Here is a 17,632-nt window from a genome sequence, read left to right as displayed (position 1 = left end):
AAAAAATACGCATTAACTGTTTTTTAAATAATCCCTTAAGACGTATTGTAAAATACCATTGTTTTTGTAATATTCAATTTCAATAGCCGAATCCATCCGGGCCTGAACCTTAAATTCTGTTATTTTCCCACTCCGATGTATTGCTTTCACATCCAAAAGCTTATGAGGTTTTAGATTATCCGCAATTCCTGTAATATCAAAAACTTCAGTACCATCCAAACCTAAAGTGGCGGTATTTTGTCCATCAATGAAAACTAATGGGGCAACCCCCATACCAACAAGATTGCTGCGGTGTATCCTTTCAAAACTCTCTGCAATAACAGCTTTTACACCTAATAAATAAGCACCTTTTGCCGCCCAGTCACGAGATGAGCCAGACCCGTACTCCTTTCCAGCCAATACAATCAGTGGTGTATGCGTTTTCTGATATTCCATAGCCGTTTCATAAACTGTCTTTACCTCACCACTTGGAAAGTATATACTGAAACCGCCTTCTTGATCTACAATTTTATTTTTAATACGCACATTGGCAAAGGTTCCGCGCATCATGACTTCATGATTACCACGACGGGAACCGTAAGAATTGAAATCAGCTTTATTCACACCATGTTCTGCTAAATATTTTCCTGCGGCACTATCTTCACGGAAAGAGCCTGCTGGCGAAATATGGTCAGTTGTAACCGAATCACCTAAATACAGTAATACACGAGCTCCTGTAATATCAGCCACTGGATCAGGATTTACCTGAAGGTTTTCAAAAAAAGGAGCTTCTTTAATATAAGTCGAACTTTTATTCCATTCAAAACGCTCGGCTAGATTTACTTCTAAATTTTTCCAGTCTTCAGAGCCATCAAAGATCACATCATAGACTTCCTGAAAATCGCTTTGTTTGACACAGTCATTGACTGTCTGGACGATTTCCTCACGGCTTGGCCATATATCTTTCAGATACACGGGATTTCCGTTTGGATCGTACGACAATGGATCATTTATCAGATCAACATCGACCCTCCCTACTAAAGCGTAAGCAACCACTAGCATTGGCGACATGAGAAAATTCATTTTTACCTGAGGGTGTACCCTAGCTTCAAAATTTCGGTTACCCGAAAGTACAGAGGCCACCACCAATTCTCCTTTATCTACGGCTTCCGCAATATGCGGAGGTAATGGACCAGAATTTCCAATACAAGAAGTACATCCATATCCCACAGTATGAAAGCGAAGAGCTTCCAGATCAGTACTCAAACCTGAACGCTCTAAGTACTGTGTCACGACTTTTGATCCTGGTGCTAGTGAAGTTTTTACCCATGATTTCGTACGCAATCCTTTTTCTATGGCATTTCTTGCCAACAATCCAGCGCCGATCATAACAGCTGGATTAGAAGTATTGGTACAGCTCGTAATAGCGGCAATAACAATACTACCATCGCTCAAAATAAATTCCTGGTTTTTATATTTAATTCGAACAGCCTGCATTGTATCCTGAACAACCTCCATTGTAGAATCTGTATTTTTTGGAACTTTACCAAAAGTAAATTCTGTTCCAGAACCACCGTCAGCTAGCCATGCCGATTCTTTTCTCTGATTCGGAAGACTATAATTACGCTGGTATTCCTGTTGCAACAGATTAGCAAACTGGCTACCAAGATCCTTAGCCAAGATTTTATCCTGCGGCCGCTTTGGACCCGAAACCGTTGGTTCTAATGTCGATAAATCAAATTCAACAATTGAAGAAAAATTAATTTCTTCGTGACCAGTTCTCCACAATAGGTTTTCTTTGCTGTATTCTTCTACGATCCTGATGTGTTCTGCTGTACGATTGGTTGTTTGCATGTACTCCAACGTCCGTTCGTCGATAGGAAAATAAGTAATCGTACACCCGAATTCTGGAGACATATTAGCAATAGTCGCTCTATCCGTAACTGTTAAATGGTCCAGACCATCTCCAAAAAGTTCAACAAACTTTCCTACTACACCTTTATCACGAAGTACTTTAGTAATCGATAATACCATATCGGTAGCCGTACAGATATCCGGTATTTTCCCGGTCAATTTTAATCCAATCACTTCCGGGCAAGTAAAAAATATAGGCTGTCCCAGCATAGCAGCCTCCGCTTCTATACCGCCGGCTCCCCATCCTACTACACCGAGACCATTCACCATAGGCGTGTGCGAATCCGTACCAACCAAGGTGTCCGGAAACAACCATCCCTCGCGTTCAATAATCCCCTTAGCAAGATATTCAAGATTGACCTGATGACAAATTCCCATCCCCGGAGGAACTACGGTAAAGTTTTTCAATCCATGCTGTGCCCATTTGAGCAATTCATAACGTTCCTGATTACGTTGGTATTCCAGTTCAACATTTTTTCCGTAAGAATAATCTGTTCCATAATAATCCACCTGCACAGAGTGGTCAATCACCAAGTCCACTGGAATTGCAGGGTTGATCTTTTGACCATCTTTTCCATGACGTACATATTCAGCCCGGAGCGAGGCCATATCGACTACAGCAGGAACACCAGTAAAATCTTGCATCAGAATACGAGCTGGCTTAAAAGGAATGTCCTTATCGACAGGAGCTGGTGTCCAGTTGATGAGTGTATGAATATGTTCGTCGGTAATGCTAAAACCATCGTAATTCCGTAGCACATTTTCAAGCAAAATGCGGATACTAAAAGGAAGATGACTTACAGAGCCTTCGGGAAGATTTTTAAGCGAACAATAATGATAGCTTTTCCCGTTTATACTTATTGACTTTAAAGATTTGGCGTTCGTTGTACTCATATTGACACGTTTTGTTGGTACATAAATTTACTTAATTAACTATTGAGAAGCAAAACAAATAACAATGAATAGAATATTAAGTTTTAATAGATTACTAAAGAGTAGAAATGTTACACTCATTATTTAAACTCACAGTCGCATTTTCAAAATGAATGAGAAAAATATAAGATCTAGCCGAGTAGTGAAAAACTAACGATAATGTATGTTACATACTAAAACTGTACATAGTTGGGGATAATAAGAACCAATAATCTATCCTATTCGAAATCAAGACATCAATGCTTTCAACATGATTACAACTATGAAAGGAAAATGCACGCGAATAAACCGTTAGATGTAGGACTAAAAACAGTGAAAATATTTTAATTAACCTTACACCTACAGAGAAGTCAAATACAAGTTATTATTTTATTCTTAACTTTCCGTTTTATTTGAATGACAAACCCACTTATAGATAGCTATATGACATTTGGACTATTTGAAACCCTAGCTTTTGCCTGTCTTGTTTTGATTTTAGGATTTTTTATTGTTAAAAAAATAAATTTCCTGAGAAACTACAATATACCAGAACCTGTTGTAGGAGGGTTTGTCGTTGCAATTGTCCTTTACATCTTGCATGCGACAATGGGTATCAATTTTACCTTTGAAGGTTCGCTTCAGACCACCATGATGCTTTTCTTTTTTACTTCAATTGGTTTAAGTGCAGAATTCGATAAATTAAAAAAAGGAGGAAAACCACTTTTGATATTCGTTTTTCTAACAGGATCTTTCATGATCGTTCAAAATGTTTTTGGGATATCCGTGGCATCTCTGCTAGGCATTGATCCTAGTTATGGACTTATTGCCGGATCTATTACCTTAACAGGGGGACATGGTACTGGTGCGGCATGGGCCCAAAATCTCACCGATATATTCCAAATAAATGGAGCGATGGAGCTCGCAATGGCATGTGCTACCTATGGTCTGGTCATGGGTGGTCTCATCGGTGGCCCCGTAGCAAAAGTGCTTTTAAAAAAGAAGAATATCCAACCTACAAAAAATATTCAAGAAAGAGGAGCGCCAATTGAAATGTTCGAAAACCCTGATTCAAACCGAAGAATCAATGTTCGCAATATGATTGAAACCCTGACTATGTTTGCAATTTGTCTAGCATTGGGACATTTATTGTATGAATATTGCAAAGGTTCATGGTTGGAACTTCCAAATTTTGTATGGTGCCTTTTTGTAGGTGTTATTATTCGCAATACCATTAGCAGATCGTCCAGTTATATTGTAAATGATCATGCTGTAGATGTGCTTGGCAATACCGGTTTATATCTATTTTTGACCATTGCACTAATGTCCTTACAGCTTTGGCAATTACAGGGCCTTGCTTCACAAGTTTTAGTTATATTGATCTTACAAACAGTACTTATGATACTATTTGCAATGTTCATTACTTTCAGAGTAATGGGAAGCGATTATGACGCTATAGTGCTCAGTGCTGGACATTGTGGTTTTGGACTAGGCGCAACGCCGACGGCTGTTGCGAATATGCAATCGATCACCGACAAATATGGGCCGTCCCACAAAGCGTTTCTAATCGTACCCATGGTAGGTGCATTCTTTGTTGATATATTAAATAACTTGTTTATTAAATTATTTGTAAGTTACCTATCCTAAAAATTTTATTAATAATCTAACAATTCCATTCGAAGCAACATTAAAAAATAATAAAAACGTAATTGCACATGATCCATGTTTTCAATTATTTATCTTCCAGTTTAGGGAAAACAGATGAGTCAGCCAATATTTCATTGGCAAAACAAATCGTCAGCGCAGAGGACAATGAAGCTATTAAAGAATTAATTCAATTACTACAAAGCAAAAACAAAAGGATCCAACACGATTGCATCAAAGTTCTTTACGAAATTGGGTACTTATCCCCTATTATGATAGCGGCATACTATTTGGATTTTATCACGCTGTTAACAAGTAAGGATAACCGTTTACAGTGGGGAGCTATGACAGCACTGGATGCTATTCTTCTATTACAACATGAAGCTATTTTCCCGCTCCTACCACAACTAATTGCTATTGCTGAACAAGGTTCTGTTATCACAAGGGATAAATGTATTGCTATATTAATCAAATACTTATCACTGGAGCATGAAGATGTATTTCCGTTATTACATGAACAGTTACTAAAATGCCCGCCCAATCAGCTTCCAATGTACGCGGAACAGGCTTTAAAAGTTGTTCCAAGACAATATAAAACTGACCTAAGCAAAATGCTCACAAATCGCTTAGACGGTGTCGAAAAGGAATCCAAAAAAACAAGAATTAGAAAAGTAATCAAAAAACTCCAAGAGTAATCTAATAATACTTAACTTTCCGGACTATTTAATAATTTCAATTTATCCAACATATGAATAGTCCGGGTCAAATTCCTTTCAACAGCTTTATCAGCCTGAATAGACTGGATGAAACCTCCATTTATGTACAACTCGCACAACAAGTCATTCAGGCCATTCAGCGCGGTTTTATACCTATCGGAACAAAACTGCCCGGAAGTAGGCAGCTAGCGCAAACACTATCTATACATCGCAATACAGTAGTTGCTGCATTACAGGAGCTCGAATCACAGGGTTGGATTGAAACCAAACCAAATGTAGGATCATTTGTACTTCGAAATACGTCCAAAGCAAGGAAAAATAGTGAATTTTCGCAAACAATAATCCAGAATCAGTATGCAGACCAAACTGGTTATGATTTTGAAAAAAGTACCATATTAGAAAATCCTTTTGAAACCTCTACATGTATCTTAAAATTTGATGACGGCATTCCTGATAGTAGACTATCTCCTTTGCAACAGCTTTCTAAGTTTTATACCGCAAATCTAAAACGAAAAAAGAACACTAAATACCTAGGATATTCAGATCAAAAAAGACCAGCCACATTTCGAGAACAGTTGTGCAATTTTTTAAATCAAAGTAGAGGTCTGCATATCCAACCTAAAAATCTATTGATCACACGGTCTGTTGAGATGAGTACCTATCTCATTGCTCAAACCTTACTACAGGCAAACGATTTAGTCATTGTAGGACAACCAAGTTATTTTGCAATAAACATGATCTTCCAACAGGCCGGGGCTAGAATTAAATCCATTCCAGTAGATCATGAAGGAATTGTTGTCGAATCTCTTGAACAGATCTGTCTTACACAAAAGATCAGATTGCTTTATCTGACACCGCATCATCACTATCCCACGACAGTGACACTTAGTCAGCAAAGAAGAACGATCGTATTAGCACTCGCTTCAAAATATGGTTTTGCCGTCATTGAGGACGATTACGATTATGACTTCCATTATGATGATGCCCCCCTTCTCCCTATGGCAACTGTGGATTATGATGGGATGGTTATTTATACAGGAAGCTTTGGTAAATCATTAGCGCCTGGTTTCCGTACAGGTTTTATCGTCGCACCTGAAAACCTAATCAAAGAATTACAAAAGTTATTAAATATCATGGATCATCAAGGTGACTTTGTCATGGAGCAAGTATTAAGTGATCTAATTGAAGAAGGTGAAATACATCGCTATTTAAAAAAATCAGTCAAACTGTATAAAGAAAGACGCAATTATATGAGTTATTTACTCGCCCGTGAGTTACATGAATATGTCGACTTCGATATTCCTGCCGGCGGTCTTGCTCTATGGACCAACTGGAAAAAAGATATCAACTTAATTCATTTACAGAAGCAATGCGCAAAAGCAAATCTATTTCTTCCAAAAACACTCTTATATCAAGCTAAAGATATGACCGCAATCCGAATTGGTTTCGGCAATCTTACGGAATCGGAAATGGAAAATAGTGTGACCATTCTTCGAGACTCATTAATGACAATAAAATAGAAGCATGCTATTTTTCATCTTTAAATCCCTAATTTTGATCTAAATTTTTCAATATGAGTCACCCCATTCCTGCAATTGAGTCTACTCCTGCTACGGCTTTTCAACGTTTATTGGATGTTTTATATACACTTCGCGTAGCTTGCCCGTGGGATAAGAAACAGACCATGCAGTCCTTACGTCATCTAACCATCGAAGAGTTGTATGAACTTACAGACGCTATCTTAGATGAAGATTACCCCGAAATCAAAAAAGAACTAGGAGATGTTATGATGCACCTGGTCTTTTATGCACGTATAGCAGAAGAGGAAAACCGTTTTACGATAGTAGATGTACTCAATAGCATTTGCGATAAATTAATCAGCCGTCACCCCCATGTATATGGCGATATTGATGTAGAAAATGAAGAACAGGTTAAACAGAATTGGGAGACCCTCAAATTAAAAGAAGGAAACAAATCTGTTTTATCCGGCGTACCTAAAGGTCTGCCTGCTTTAGTTAAAGCCTATCGTATACAGGATAAGGTACGTGGTGTAGGGTTTGATTGGGAAGATAAAAAAGAAGTATGGGCAAAAGTAGAAGAAGAACTAGCGGAGTTCAAAGCTGAATATGACATTAATAAACCCGAAGAGTCAGATTTAAATAAGGCTGAGGCCGAATTTGGTGATTTGCTTTTTTCATTAATCAATTATGCACGTCACATTGGCATCAATCCTGAAAATGCACTGGAACGAACCAATAAAAAATTCATTAGCCGCTTCACCTACCTTGAGCAAAGAGCTAATCAAAATGGACAAAATCTCCAAGACATGACACTGGAAGAAATGGATATTTATTGGAATGAAGCTAAAAAATTAAGCTAATTATAAATAGAAGTTTATTTTTCATAACAGATCCGAAACATCCTGCTATAAAGAAATTAAAGCTTGATCTTGTACCGCACTATTATACGGTACAAGATCGAGCTTGCTCATGATAGCTTAAAAGCTAATATTAATTTTGTCTCTTAATTTCTTCCAAAGATTCAAGTTCATTTAAATCAAAAGGAGTCTCTTGATAAACATAGTAATTCAACCAGTTATTAAATAGCAAATTCGCATGACCAGACCACCTTACTAATGGTGACTGTGCTGGATCATTATTTAAATAATAATTATCTGGCACCTCAATTTCTAATCCTTTCTCCACATCACGCATATATTCAGTATGTAAAGTAAGTGGAGCATATTCTGAATGACCAGTTAAATAAAATTCACGTCCACCTCGTGATGATAGTATCGCAAGACCTGCTTCAGGAGATTCAGACAAAAGCTCAATTTCTGGTTTATCTTCAATTTCAGATTTTAAAATTGTCGTATGTCTACTGTGCGGGATAAAATACTCATCATCAAAACCTCTAAATAGAGGATTAGCTTTATCTAAAGTAGTATGTTTATATACTCCAAACAGTTTCTCCGCTAATGGTGTTTTTTCAACGCCGTAAAAATGATAAAGTGCCGCTTGCGATGCCCAACAAATATAAAGTGTAGACGTCACGTGCTTTTTTGCCCAATCAAAAATACGAGTCACTTCATCCCAGTAGTTAACCTCTTCAAATGGCATCATCTCTACTGGAGCACCTGTAATGATCATCCCATCATAGTACTGATCTTCCACTGCAGAAAACGATTTATAGAACATTTCCAAGTGTTCTTGAGGTGTGTTTTTAGACATGTGAGTATCTAATCTCAAAAACTCCACTTCTACTTGCAAAGGATTATTAGACAGCAACCGGATAAAATCAGTCTCTGTTGTAATTTTCAAAGGCATTAAATTCAAAATTAGAACCTTCATCGGACGGATATCCTGTTCGTTGGCTCTAAGATCACTCATCACAAAAATATTTTCTTTTTTTAATAGCTCAATAGCTGGCAAATTATCTGGTATTTTGACTGGCATATGCTTCCTCCCTCACCTTGGTTTAGTTTGGGCATAAAGATAAAAAAATTTAAATGAGTTATCTCACCCATCGTTGATAATAGCTATAATAAATAGAATTAGAACTGATTTTAAAACAGACCGATACATCCTTAAAATTATGATTTCCATTGCTCAAAAACACTTAAAACCACTAATATTACGATAAAACACAACTCTTTAGGCGATTTAAGAGCTACCATCGAATATTAAAAACACATCTACCAGAAAAAAAAACTTGACACAGGAATGAAAATCTGCCCCCCATTCTTTATAAATCATAATACCTCCCGACATAAATTTTATTACTTTTTAAAACCTTTCTCAGGAACGATAGTTGTATGATAAGAATACATTAAACACTCTTAATTATGAACCTATTACAAAATTGGAAAAAAGATATCCCGGCGAGTATTGTTGTGTTTTTTGTTGCTCTACCACTCTGTTTAGGAGTCGCTCTAGCGAGTGGGGCGCCTGTTTTCTCCGGAATTATCGCGGGAATTATAGGCGGTATCCTTGTAGGACTGCTATCAAAATCTACCATAGGAGTATCAGGACCAGCGGCAGGCCTAGTGGTCATCGTCTATACCGCTATCACAGACCTAGGGGCATACAATATCTTTTTAGTCGCAGTGGTTATAGCCGGTTTAATACAGATTGTTCTTGGATTATTAAAAGCAGGCGTAATTGGATATTACTTCCCTTCATCCGTTATTAAGGGTATGTTATGTGCTATCGGTATATCTATTTTCCTAAAACAGATTCCGTTGGCATTCGGATACACAGAGAAATTTTCGTTCAAAAATTTTGATGCATCTTATATTACTACCGGAGCTATAATCATGACAATTATTTCCTTAGCCATACTTATTATATGGGATAATTTTCTTGGTAAAAAATCCAACTTCTTCAAATTGTTACCAGGCTCCCTTATTGCTGTAATTGTTGGTATTATTTACCAGATCACGATTGGAGATACAAACCATGAAGTATTTTCTATTGATCAGGACCTCCTGGTCAAAGTACCTGTACCTGAAACAGTAACCGACTTCCTGGGACAATTTACACTACCCGATTTCGCAAATGGAATAGCAAATCCAATGGTATGGCAAATTGCATTTACCATCGCCATTGTAGCCTCTTTAGAATCCTTATTATCCGTAGAAGCTACCGATAAATTAGATCCACTAAAACGTCAGACACCAACCAACAGAGAGCTAATAGCACAAGGAATAGGTAATTCATTTTCAGGTTTAATAGGTGGGCTTCCTATTACACAAGTTATCGTTCGGTCATCAGCTAATGCGATGAGTGGCGGAGTGTCAAAACTATCAACTATAGTTCATGGTCTCTTGCTTGTACTCAGTGTGATCTCCATTCCTGCATTCCTTAATTTAATCCCTAATGCAGTTTTAGCAGCAATACTATTGGTTATCGGTTACAAATTAGGCAACCCAAAACAATTCTTGGACATGAAAAAATTAGGAAAAGATCAATTAATTCCATTTGTAGTCACAGTAGTTGGTATACTCACTACAGATCTCCTTAAAGGTATTATTGTCGGTTTAGTTGTAGCAGTAGTTGTGTCACTTATCAAATCCTATAATAATTCCCATGTTATGCTGGTCAAGGAAGGAAACGTTTTTCATATGAATTTTGCAGAAGAGGTAACTTTTGTCAATAGAGGAGCGATCGTAAAAGAATTAGATGGATTACAGCCTGGTTCTTACTTAGAATTAGACGTGCGCAAAACCAAAATATTAGATTACGATATCATTGAGTATTTAGATGAATTTAAAGTAAAAGCAAAAAACAACAATATCAACATAAAACTTATTTCCGAACGAGGAACAGTGGACAACCCCGACTCGTTTAGAGAATTCTTCGGATATGTATTAGTTGGTAGTGCTCATTAAAACACCGCTGAATAGCCATACACGATTAAACTATAAAAGTCCATACTGATTTAGTATGGACTTTTATAGTTTAATCTTCATCCGATAAATTCAATTCCTTCTGAATAACATTTAAAAACAGATCAATTCCTGCATGATTTACATTCGCATTATAGATTAATGATAAAGTGGTTCGCTGTTCAATATGGTTTAAATCAATAAAATTTACTTTAGAAGTATATCCTTTTTTTAAAGATGCCGGTACAATTGCAATACCCAAACCCTGTTCTACAAGATTGAAAATTGTCAAAGCATTTACCGTCCGCAAAGCAACATGCGGTTCAAATGAAGCATCTCTAAAAATACTCATCACCAGATCATAATAAGAATGACTATAATCTTTGGAAAACAGAATAAACGGTTCATTTTTAAAATCATTTAATGTTTTAAAATTTGCCGTCTGAATGGGATAATCGTGAGGAATGACCAATGAAAAGTGTTCTTTGATGATTGCGATATGACGAATCCCATTTGGAAAATTATCCAAACGCACGAGTCCAAAATCAAGTTCTTCCTTCAACACCTTGGTAATCTGCATCTCGTTAGAAAGCTCCTGTAAGTCGACCTCAACTGCAGGAAAATCTTGTTTTAATCGAACCAGTACTTTAGCAAGAATAGATTGTACTGCTGAACCGATAAACCCAAGACGAAGTTCAGTGATATCGTCTGATCCCATAATACGTAGCTCACGAGCTATTTTATCCATTTGATTAAATAAAATATCAACCTCCTTTTTTAGGTAAAAGCCTGCTAATGTAAGTCGAACATACCGTTTCCCTCTATCAAATAAAGTTGCTCTATAAATATCTTCCATCTGTTTAATCTGACGAGATAAGCCAGGTTGAGAAATATAAAGCCTTTCTGCCGCTTTTCTAAAATGTAACTCCTCTGCCAAAACTTTAAAATAATACAGATGCCTTAATTCTATTTGATAACTCATAGTAATCAATACTTGCCAAAATTGGTATTTATAATTATTAAATATAGGAGTTAAATTTGAAATAACGGAATGAGATTAACAGCTATACGCACGATAGAACGTTTAGGAAACAAAACCAATACACAGGCAACTTTTTCTAAATAATTAAGTACGATTCATGTATAAACAGTTCAAAATGCAAAAGTGTAATAATGGTCACTCCTTCTTAAAAAGCAATGTATAAATCAAATGGAAAGGATAGACAGATTTTGACGATCCTTAATCAACATAATAATTTATTCTAATGGTAAATAAAACTAAAAAATTTCAGTACGGCGAAGATACCATGACCAGCTCGCTAGCAATCCAGATAGCGAATGGAAATATTAAAGGTCAATTAACTGAACAAACAGTAAAAAAAGTTGTTCAAAGTGCACAATATGTTCAAGAAATTGTTGATTCCGGTAAAATAGTATATGGTATAAACACAGGTTTTGGTCCACTTTGTACTACGCTGATAAATCCTGCAGATACTAAAAAACTACAAGAAAATATCCTAAAAAGCCATGCAGTAGGTATAGGAGAGCCCATCGATCAGCAATTGTCTAAATTAATGCTGATTTTAAAAGCGCATGCCTTAGCAAAAGGATATTCAGGTATTCAACTAAGCACGTTAGAGCGCATTCTATGGTTTATTGATCAGGATATCGTTCCAGTGGTTCCTAAACAAGGATCAGTGGGTGCCTCTGGAGACCTAGCCCCTCTTTCGCACTTATTTTTACCTTTAATTGGATTAGGAAAAGTCTGGTACAAAGGTGAAATTCTTCCAACAGCTCAAATATTAACACGATTTGACACCAGCCCGATTACGTTAGGAGCCAAAGAAGGATTAGCACTCATTAACGGAACCCAGTTTATGGCAGCTCATGCCGTAAAAGCGGTCGTGGAAATGCAAAATCTCTTAGATAATGCAGATTTGGTTGCCACATTGATGATTGAAGGGCTAAATGGATCCATTAAACCTTTCTTTCCACAATTGCATGAACTGAGACCCTACAAAGGAAATAAATATGTAGCAAGTACGATCTTCAACTTATTAGAGACCTCAGAAATTGTTACCTCACATAAAAACTGTTCTCGTGTTCAAGATCCATATTCTTTACGCTGCATTCCACAAATACATGGAGCTTCTCGCAATGCATGGCTTCATTTAAAAGAAACCATAGAAGTTGAAATTAATGCCGTAACCGATAATCCGATCATCATCGACAGCGAACTAACCATTAGTGGCGGTAGTTTCCATGGACAGCCAATTGCACTTCCTATTGATTATGCAACATTGGCGATATCAGAAATTGGAAATGTTTCCGATAGACGTGTATATCTGTCACTAGAAGGCGATACGCCCAATGTACCAAAACTACTCCTCAAAGAAACAGGCCTGAACTCTGGATTTATGATCTTACAATATAGTACAGCAGCATTAGCAAGTGAAAATAAAGGACTTTGTTTTCCATCCAGTGCAGATAGCATACCTACTTCTTTAGGTCAGGAAGATCATGTGAGTATGGGATCCATCGGTGCCCGAAAATTATTGCAGGTCATCAATAATGTTAGTAAAATATTAAGTATAGAACTTATTTGTGCGGCCCAGGCTTTTGATTTTCATAAACCGCTACAGTCAACGCCTATCATTGAGGCTGTACACCAAAAGATCAGAAAATCGATTCCACATATCAAAGAAGATCAAATAATGGAAGAGATACTTCAAGCTGCTCAACAGCTCATTTCCTCAGGAACTTTGATTACAGAAGCAAAACAAATTGCACATCAGCAAGGTATACCTTATCACGGTGTTCATCAGGAATATTTCAACAACTATTAAACTATGGGTAAAAAATTAATAGGTCCTTTCTCACAATTGTTATCATTGACAAATGTTCCGGTTAAAGGAGCGCTTTCAGACCAGCAACTCGTAATTAAAGAACACGCTGGTATACTAACGGAAAATGGAAAAATAGCAGCTATTGGTAATTACGATGGTTTAAGGGAGAATCATGCTCATGATGCAACTTTAGTAATCATAGAAGAGGAGACTGTTTGTGTTCCCGGATATATCGATTGTCACACACATATTGCTTTTGCAGGAAATCGAGCTAATGATTTTGCCCTGCGTAATGCCGGTGTCAGTTACCTCGAAATTGCAAAAGCTGGTGGAGGTATCTGGAGCACAGTACAACATACCCGAAATGCAAGTGAAGCTGAACTAATCAAAAATATTATCAACTGTTCAAAGGCACTTATAAAACAAGGTATTACCACCATTGAAGTGAAAAGTGGCTATGGTTTATCTGTTAAAGAAGAGTTAAAAATACTGCGAGCTATAAAAAGAGCACAAGAATCCATAGCCGTTGATCTCATTCCAACTTGCTTAGCAGCACATATGAAGCCCAAAGACTATGAAGGCACTGCAGTAGACTATCTTGAAGAAATAGCATCTGAACTATTCCCTATTTTAAAAGAAGAGCAGCTTTCCAATAGAATTGATGCTTTTATCGAACAAAGCGCCTTTTCTGCCGACGATATTCAAAATTACTTTACTAAGGCGCAGAAAATGGGTTTTGATATCACGGTACATGCAGATCAATTTTCCACGTCAGGATCGAAAGTTGCGGTTCAGTATAATGCAATTAGTGCAGATCACCTAGAGGCATCACATGAAACAGAAATTAAACTTCTGGCCGATAGCAATACCGTTGCCGTCGCCTTACCAGGTGCATCAATCGGAATTGGATGTGCATTTACCCCTGCCAGAAAACTTCTTGATCAAGGCGCTAGCTTAGCCATTGCCACTGACTGGAATCCCGGATCTGCTCCAATGGGACAATTAATGACCCAAGCGACGATTTTAGCTACTACAGAAAAATTATCCAATGCTGAAGTATTCGCTGCAATAACATTTAGGGCTGCATTAGCTTTAAATCTGACGGACCGTGGTCGTCTACAGCCAGGTGAACTTGCAGATTTTGCTATTTACAAAACGAATAATTATCAAAATATTACATACATGCAAGGAACACTAAAACCTGATCAGGTATGGAAAAAGGGAATTAATATCTATACGAAAGGAAAAGAATCATGATATTTAAAGAAGAAATTCTACAAGGAATACCAACTAGTCTACCACCTAAAGTTTCTTATGATAAAAACATAAGTCATGCTCCTAAGCGAAAGGATATTCTATCGGAAGATGAAAAAAAATTAGCCATTAAAAATGCATTACGCTATTTTCCAGTGCAGTGGCATGTAGAACTTGGAAAAGAATTTTTAGAGGAATTGATGCTATTTGGCAGAATCTACATGTACCGCTTCCGCCCTACCTACGAAATGTATGCTAGACCAATTGAAGCGTATCCTGGAAATAGCCTACAGGCGCGTAGCATCATGTTAATGATACAAAATAACCTAGATCCACAAATAGCGCAACATCCTCACGAACTCATTACCTATGGTGGAAACGGAGCTGTTTTTCAGAACTGGGCACAGTATTTAATTACAATGCAATACTTGGCCCAAATGAATGACGAACAAACCCTACATATGTACAGTGGCCATCCAATGGGGTTATTCCCATCTTCAAAAGATGCTCCAAGGGTTGTCATTACAAACGGCATGATGATTCCCAATTATTCCAAACCCGATGACTGGGAACGTTTCAATGCAATGGGGGTTACACAATATGGCCAAATGACGGCGGGCTCATATATGTACATCGGACCACAGGGAATCGTACATGGTACCACGATCACAGTTATGAATGCCTTCCGAAAACATTTGTCAAAAGAAGAGACAATCCACGGAAAAGTCTTTTTAACATCAGGTCTTGGAGGCATGAGTGGTGCACAACCTAAAGCGGGAAATATTGCAGGGTGCATCACGGTATGTGCAGAGGTTAATCCTGCCGCTGCTCGCAAACGGCATAAACAAGGATGGGTGGACATCTTAATGGAGAACATGGACGATCTCATAGAACGCGTTCAACAAGCTATTAAAAATAAAGAAATTATCGCCATAGCCTACATAGGCAATATTATAGAAATATGGGAAGCATTCCTAGATGCTAATATTTATATTTCAGTTGGATCTGATCAAACCTCATTACACAACCCTTGGGCCGGAGGTTACTACCCGATCGGACTAAGTTTTGAACAATCAAATAAGCTAATGGCAGAACAGCCCGATGTATTTAAGGCACAAGTTCAAGCATCCTTAGTCCGTCACGTCGACGCTATTAATGCCCATGTCGCGCGTGGTACTTATTTCTTCGATTATGGAAATGCATTCTTACTTGAAAGTAGTCGCGCAGGAGCCGCTGTATTGGCGAGTAATGGTATTGACTTCCGATATCCATCTTACGTACAGGATATTTTAGGTCCCATGTGTTTTGACTATGGATTTGGTCCATTTCGATGGGTATGTTCGACAGCAGATCCAGAAGATTTAAAGACAACAGACCATATCGCACTTGAGGTACTTCAGGAATTAAAAAAGACAGCATACCCTGAGATTAAACAGCAATTAGCTGACAATATCAAGTGGATTGAACAAGCAAATCAAAATAAACTGGTTGTCGGTTCACAGGCCCGGATTCTATATGCTGATGCAATTGGTAGAATTCGAATTGCTAAAGCATTTAATCTTGCGGTAAGAAATGGTCAACTAAAGGGGCCGATTATTTTGGGCAGAGATCATCATGATGTAAGTGGAACAGACTCACCATACCGGGAAACAAGTAACATTTATGACGGCAGTAAATTCACAGCCGATATGGCCATTCATAATGTAATCGGTGACAGCTTTAGAGGCGCTACTTGGGTTTCTATCCATAATGGTGGTGGAGTTGGTTGGGGCGAGGTGATTAACGGTGGTTTCGGCTTATTACTTGACGGTTCCGAAGATGCAGACAGAAAACTTGAAAATATGCTCTTTTACGATGTTAATAATGGTATTGCCCGCAGAGCATGGGCTCAAAATGACACCGCAAGACAGGCTATAGAAGTAGAATTAAAACGTACTACTACGTTGAAAGTAACCCTAGCAAATCTTGTTGATACAGACACGATAAACCAAATTTTCAAGGATTATGAAAACTAAAAACCAGAAACATTATACTCCGGCAGATCGAAAAATGTGGACAGGACGTATAGATGGGACAAGCGAAGAACATTTGCGTTGGCATCAGGTAATCACATGTATCGATCTTAATAATGAACAGGATCTTACGGGTTGCTATGTCATACTGGGTTTTGCTTGCGATGAAGGTGTTAGAAGAAACCTAGGAAGAACAGGTGCGGCAAAAGGACCAGAAGTTTTAATAAAAGCATTGTCAAACCTGCCAGTATTTCGAGATAAAAAAACGAAACTCGTTGATGCCGGGACCGTTTATTGTTCCGACCATCAACTGGAAAATGCGCAAGAATCTCTTGGCTATTTTATCCAACTTATACTGCAACGCGGAGGCTTTCCAATGGTATTAGGGGGTGGCCACGAAATTACTTTTGGTCATTATCTAGGACTCAAGTCGTATTCCCGCAATAAACTCGGGATCATTAATTTTGACGCCCATTTTGATATCCGAAAACCAGAACAGGAAATTGCAACTTCCGGTACAGGTTTTTACCAAATTGCACAGCAAGAAGAAAAAATCAATTACCTCCCTATCGGAATACAAAAAATCAGCAATACACAAGCTTTATTTGATGCGGTAAAAGATTATCAGATAAACTGGATAGAAGCTCAACATTTTCACAAGTCAAATAGCGAGGCAATTATCCAACAAGTTGAGTCATTTATAGCAGGAATAGATTACCTCTACCTAACCGTCGATTTAGATGTTTTTGCTGCAAGCTGTGCACCAGGAGTTAGTGCATTGGCCCATAACGGAATCCAGCCTGATGCTTTTTTCTTAGAAATTTTTCAACTAATCATTTCTTCAGAAAAATTAATAAGTATAGATATCGCAGAATTTAATCCGGCGTACGATATTGACAATCGTACTGCTAAATTAGCAGCGGACCTACTCTTTCATATTGTTAACCGTTAAATCTTTTGCTATAATTTAAT

At 37.7% G+C, this 17,632-nt stretch carries 12 protein-coding genes; 9 read left to right on the top strand and 3 right to left on the bottom strand.

Annotated elements, in window-relative coordinates:
* Positions 1–12 precede the first annotated feature (12 nt).
* Positions 13–2,787 (bottom strand): aconitate hydratase AcnA, encoded by a 2,775-nt coding sequence (gene acnA, locus JAZ75_RS15885; RefSeq protein WP_208696590.1) that lies wholly within the window; start codon positions 2,785–2,787, stop codon positions 13–15.
* A gap of 462 nt (positions 2,788–3,249) precedes the next feature.
* On the opposite strand from acnA, the gene gltS reads away from it, so the two are divergent.
* From gltS to mazG, 4 genes are all read left to right on the top strand, one after another.
* Entirely contained in the window at positions 3,250–4,449 is a 1,200-nt protein-coding gene (gene gltS / locus JAZ75_RS15880) for a sodium/glutamate symporter (protein WP_232789221.1), read from the top strand.
* Between the two features lie 68 nt (positions 4,450–4,517).
* Entirely contained in the window at positions 4,518–5,141 is a 624-nt protein-coding gene (locus tag JAZ75_RS15875) for a hypothetical protein (RefSeq protein WP_132771383.1), read from the top strand.
* Positions 5,142–5,194: 53 nt separating this feature from the next.
* On the top strand, positions 5,195–6,682 hold the full coding sequence (locus JAZ75_RS15870) for a PLP-dependent aminotransferase family protein (protein ID WP_208696586.1): 1,488 nt from the start codon (positions 5,195–5,197) through the stop codon (positions 6,680–6,682).
* Positions 6,683–6,735: 53 nt separating this feature from the next.
* On the top strand, positions 6,736–7,542 hold the full coding sequence (gene mazG, locus JAZ75_RS15865) for a nucleoside triphosphate pyrophosphohydrolase (protein ID WP_132841626.1): 807 nt from the start codon (positions 6,736–6,738) through the stop codon (positions 7,540–7,542).
* A 130-nt stretch (positions 7,543–7,672) separates the two neighbouring features.
* Here mazG and metA read toward each other — a convergent pair whose 3' ends face one another.
* The gene (gene metA / locus JAZ75_RS15860; protein ID WP_132841624.1) at positions 7,673–8,617 is read right to left on the bottom strand and encodes a homoserine O-succinyltransferase; all 945 of its coding nucleotides are present in this window, start codon (positions 8,615–8,617) and stop codon (positions 7,673–7,675) included.
* A 389-nt stretch (positions 8,618–9,006) separates the two neighbouring features.
* Between metA and JAZ75_RS15855 the strand changes: the two genes are divergently transcribed.
* The gene (locus tag JAZ75_RS15855) at positions 9,007–10,551 is read left to right on the top strand and encodes a SulP family inorganic anion transporter (protein WP_132841622.1); all 1,545 of its coding nucleotides are present in this window, start codon (positions 9,007–9,009) and stop codon (positions 10,549–10,551) included.
* A gap of 70 nt (positions 10,552–10,621) precedes the next feature.
* Here the strand turns inward: JAZ75_RS15855 and JAZ75_RS15850 are convergent, their stop codons facing one another.
* Positions 10,622–11,530: a LysR family transcriptional regulator gene (locus JAZ75_RS15850; protein WP_208696584.1), complete on the bottom strand. Its 909-nt coding sequence runs from the start codon at positions 11,528–11,530 to the stop codon at positions 10,622–10,624.
* Between the two features lie 283 nt (positions 11,531–11,813).
* Here JAZ75_RS15850 and hutH point away from each other — a divergent pair, with 283 nt between their 5' ends.
* Genes hutH through hutG form a run of 4 tightly spaced genes read left to right on the top strand, consistent with a single transcriptional unit; the run spans position 11,814 to position 17,612 of the window.
* Complete coding sequence (gene hutH, locus JAZ75_RS15845; RefSeq protein WP_208696582.1) at positions 11,814–13,394, top strand: histidine ammonia-lyase; 1,581 nt, start codon at positions 11,814–11,816, stop codon at positions 13,392–13,394.
* A gap of 3 nt (positions 13,395–13,397) precedes the next feature.
* Positions 13,398–14,651 (top strand): imidazolonepropionase, encoded by a 1,254-nt coding sequence (gene hutI, locus JAZ75_RS15840; protein ID WP_208696580.1) that lies wholly within the window; start codon positions 13,398–13,400, stop codon positions 14,649–14,651.
* Positions 14,648–16,663, top strand: coding sequence for a urocanate hydratase (locus tag JAZ75_RS15835; protein WP_208696578.1), 2,016 nt, complete (start codon positions 14,648–14,650; stop codon positions 16,661–16,663). Before hutI ends, JAZ75_RS15835 begins: the two co-directional genes overlap by 4 nt.
* A complete protein-coding gene (hutG, locus tag JAZ75_RS15830) occupies positions 16,653–17,612 on the top strand; it encodes a formimidoylglutamase (protein WP_208696576.1) in 960 nt (319 codons plus the stop codon). The genes JAZ75_RS15835 and hutG overlap by 11 nt, the downstream gene beginning before the upstream one ends.
* Positions 17,613–17,632 lie beyond the last annotated feature (20 nt).

Source organism: Sphingobacterium sp. UDSM-2020 (assembly GCF_016132525.1).
Lineage (GTDB): Bacteria > Bacteroidota > Bacteroidia > Sphingobacteriales > Sphingobacteriaceae > Sphingobacterium > Sphingobacterium anhuiense.
The sequence above is the reverse complement of the archived record's forward strand: the minus strand, read 5'-3'. Positions and strand labels throughout refer to the sequence as shown.

Bases quoted from the DNA above. Each gene is read 5' to 3' on its own strand.
- hutG (WP_208696576.1), top strand. From the start codon at position 16,653: ATGAAAACTAAAAACCAGAAACATTATACTCCGGCAGATCGAAAAATG.
- gltS (WP_232789221.1), top strand. From the start codon at position 3,250: ATGACATTTGGACTATTTGAAACCCTAGCTTTTGCCTGTCTTGTTTTG.
- acnA (WP_208696590.1), bottom strand. From the start codon at position 2,787: ATGAGTACAACGAACGCCAAATCTTTAAAGTCAATAAGTATAAACGGG.
- JAZ75_RS15875 (WP_132771383.1), top strand. From the start codon at position 4,518: ATGATCCATGTTTTCAATTATTTATCTTCCAGTTTAGGGAAAACAGAT.
- JAZ75_RS15855 (WP_132841622.1), top strand. From the start codon at position 9,007: ATGAACCTATTACAAAATTGGAAAAAAGATATCCCGGCGAGTATTGTT.
- hutH (WP_208696582.1), top strand. From the start codon at position 11,814: ATGGTAAATAAAACTAAAAAATTTCAGTACGGCGAAGATACCATGACC.
- JAZ75_RS15850 (WP_208696584.1), bottom strand. From the start codon at position 11,530: ATGAGTTATCAAATAGAATTAAGGCATCTGTATTATTTTAAAGTTTTG.
- mazG (WP_132841626.1), top strand. From the start codon at position 6,736: ATGAGTCACCCCATTCCTGCAATTGAGTCTACTCCTGCTACGGCTTTT.
- JAZ75_RS15870 (WP_208696586.1), top strand. From the start codon at position 5,195: ATGAATAGTCCGGGTCAAATTCCTTTCAACAGCTTTATCAGCCTGAAT.
- JAZ75_RS15835 (WP_208696578.1), top strand. From the start codon at position 14,648: ATGATATTTAAAGAAGAAATTCTACAAGGAATACCAACTAGTCTACCA.
- hutI (WP_208696580.1), top strand. From the start codon at position 13,398: ATGGGTAAAAAATTAATAGGTCCTTTCTCACAATTGTTATCATTGACA.
- metA (WP_132841624.1), bottom strand. From the start codon at position 8,617: ATGCCAGTCAAAATACCAGATAATTTGCCAGCTATTGAGCTATTAAAA.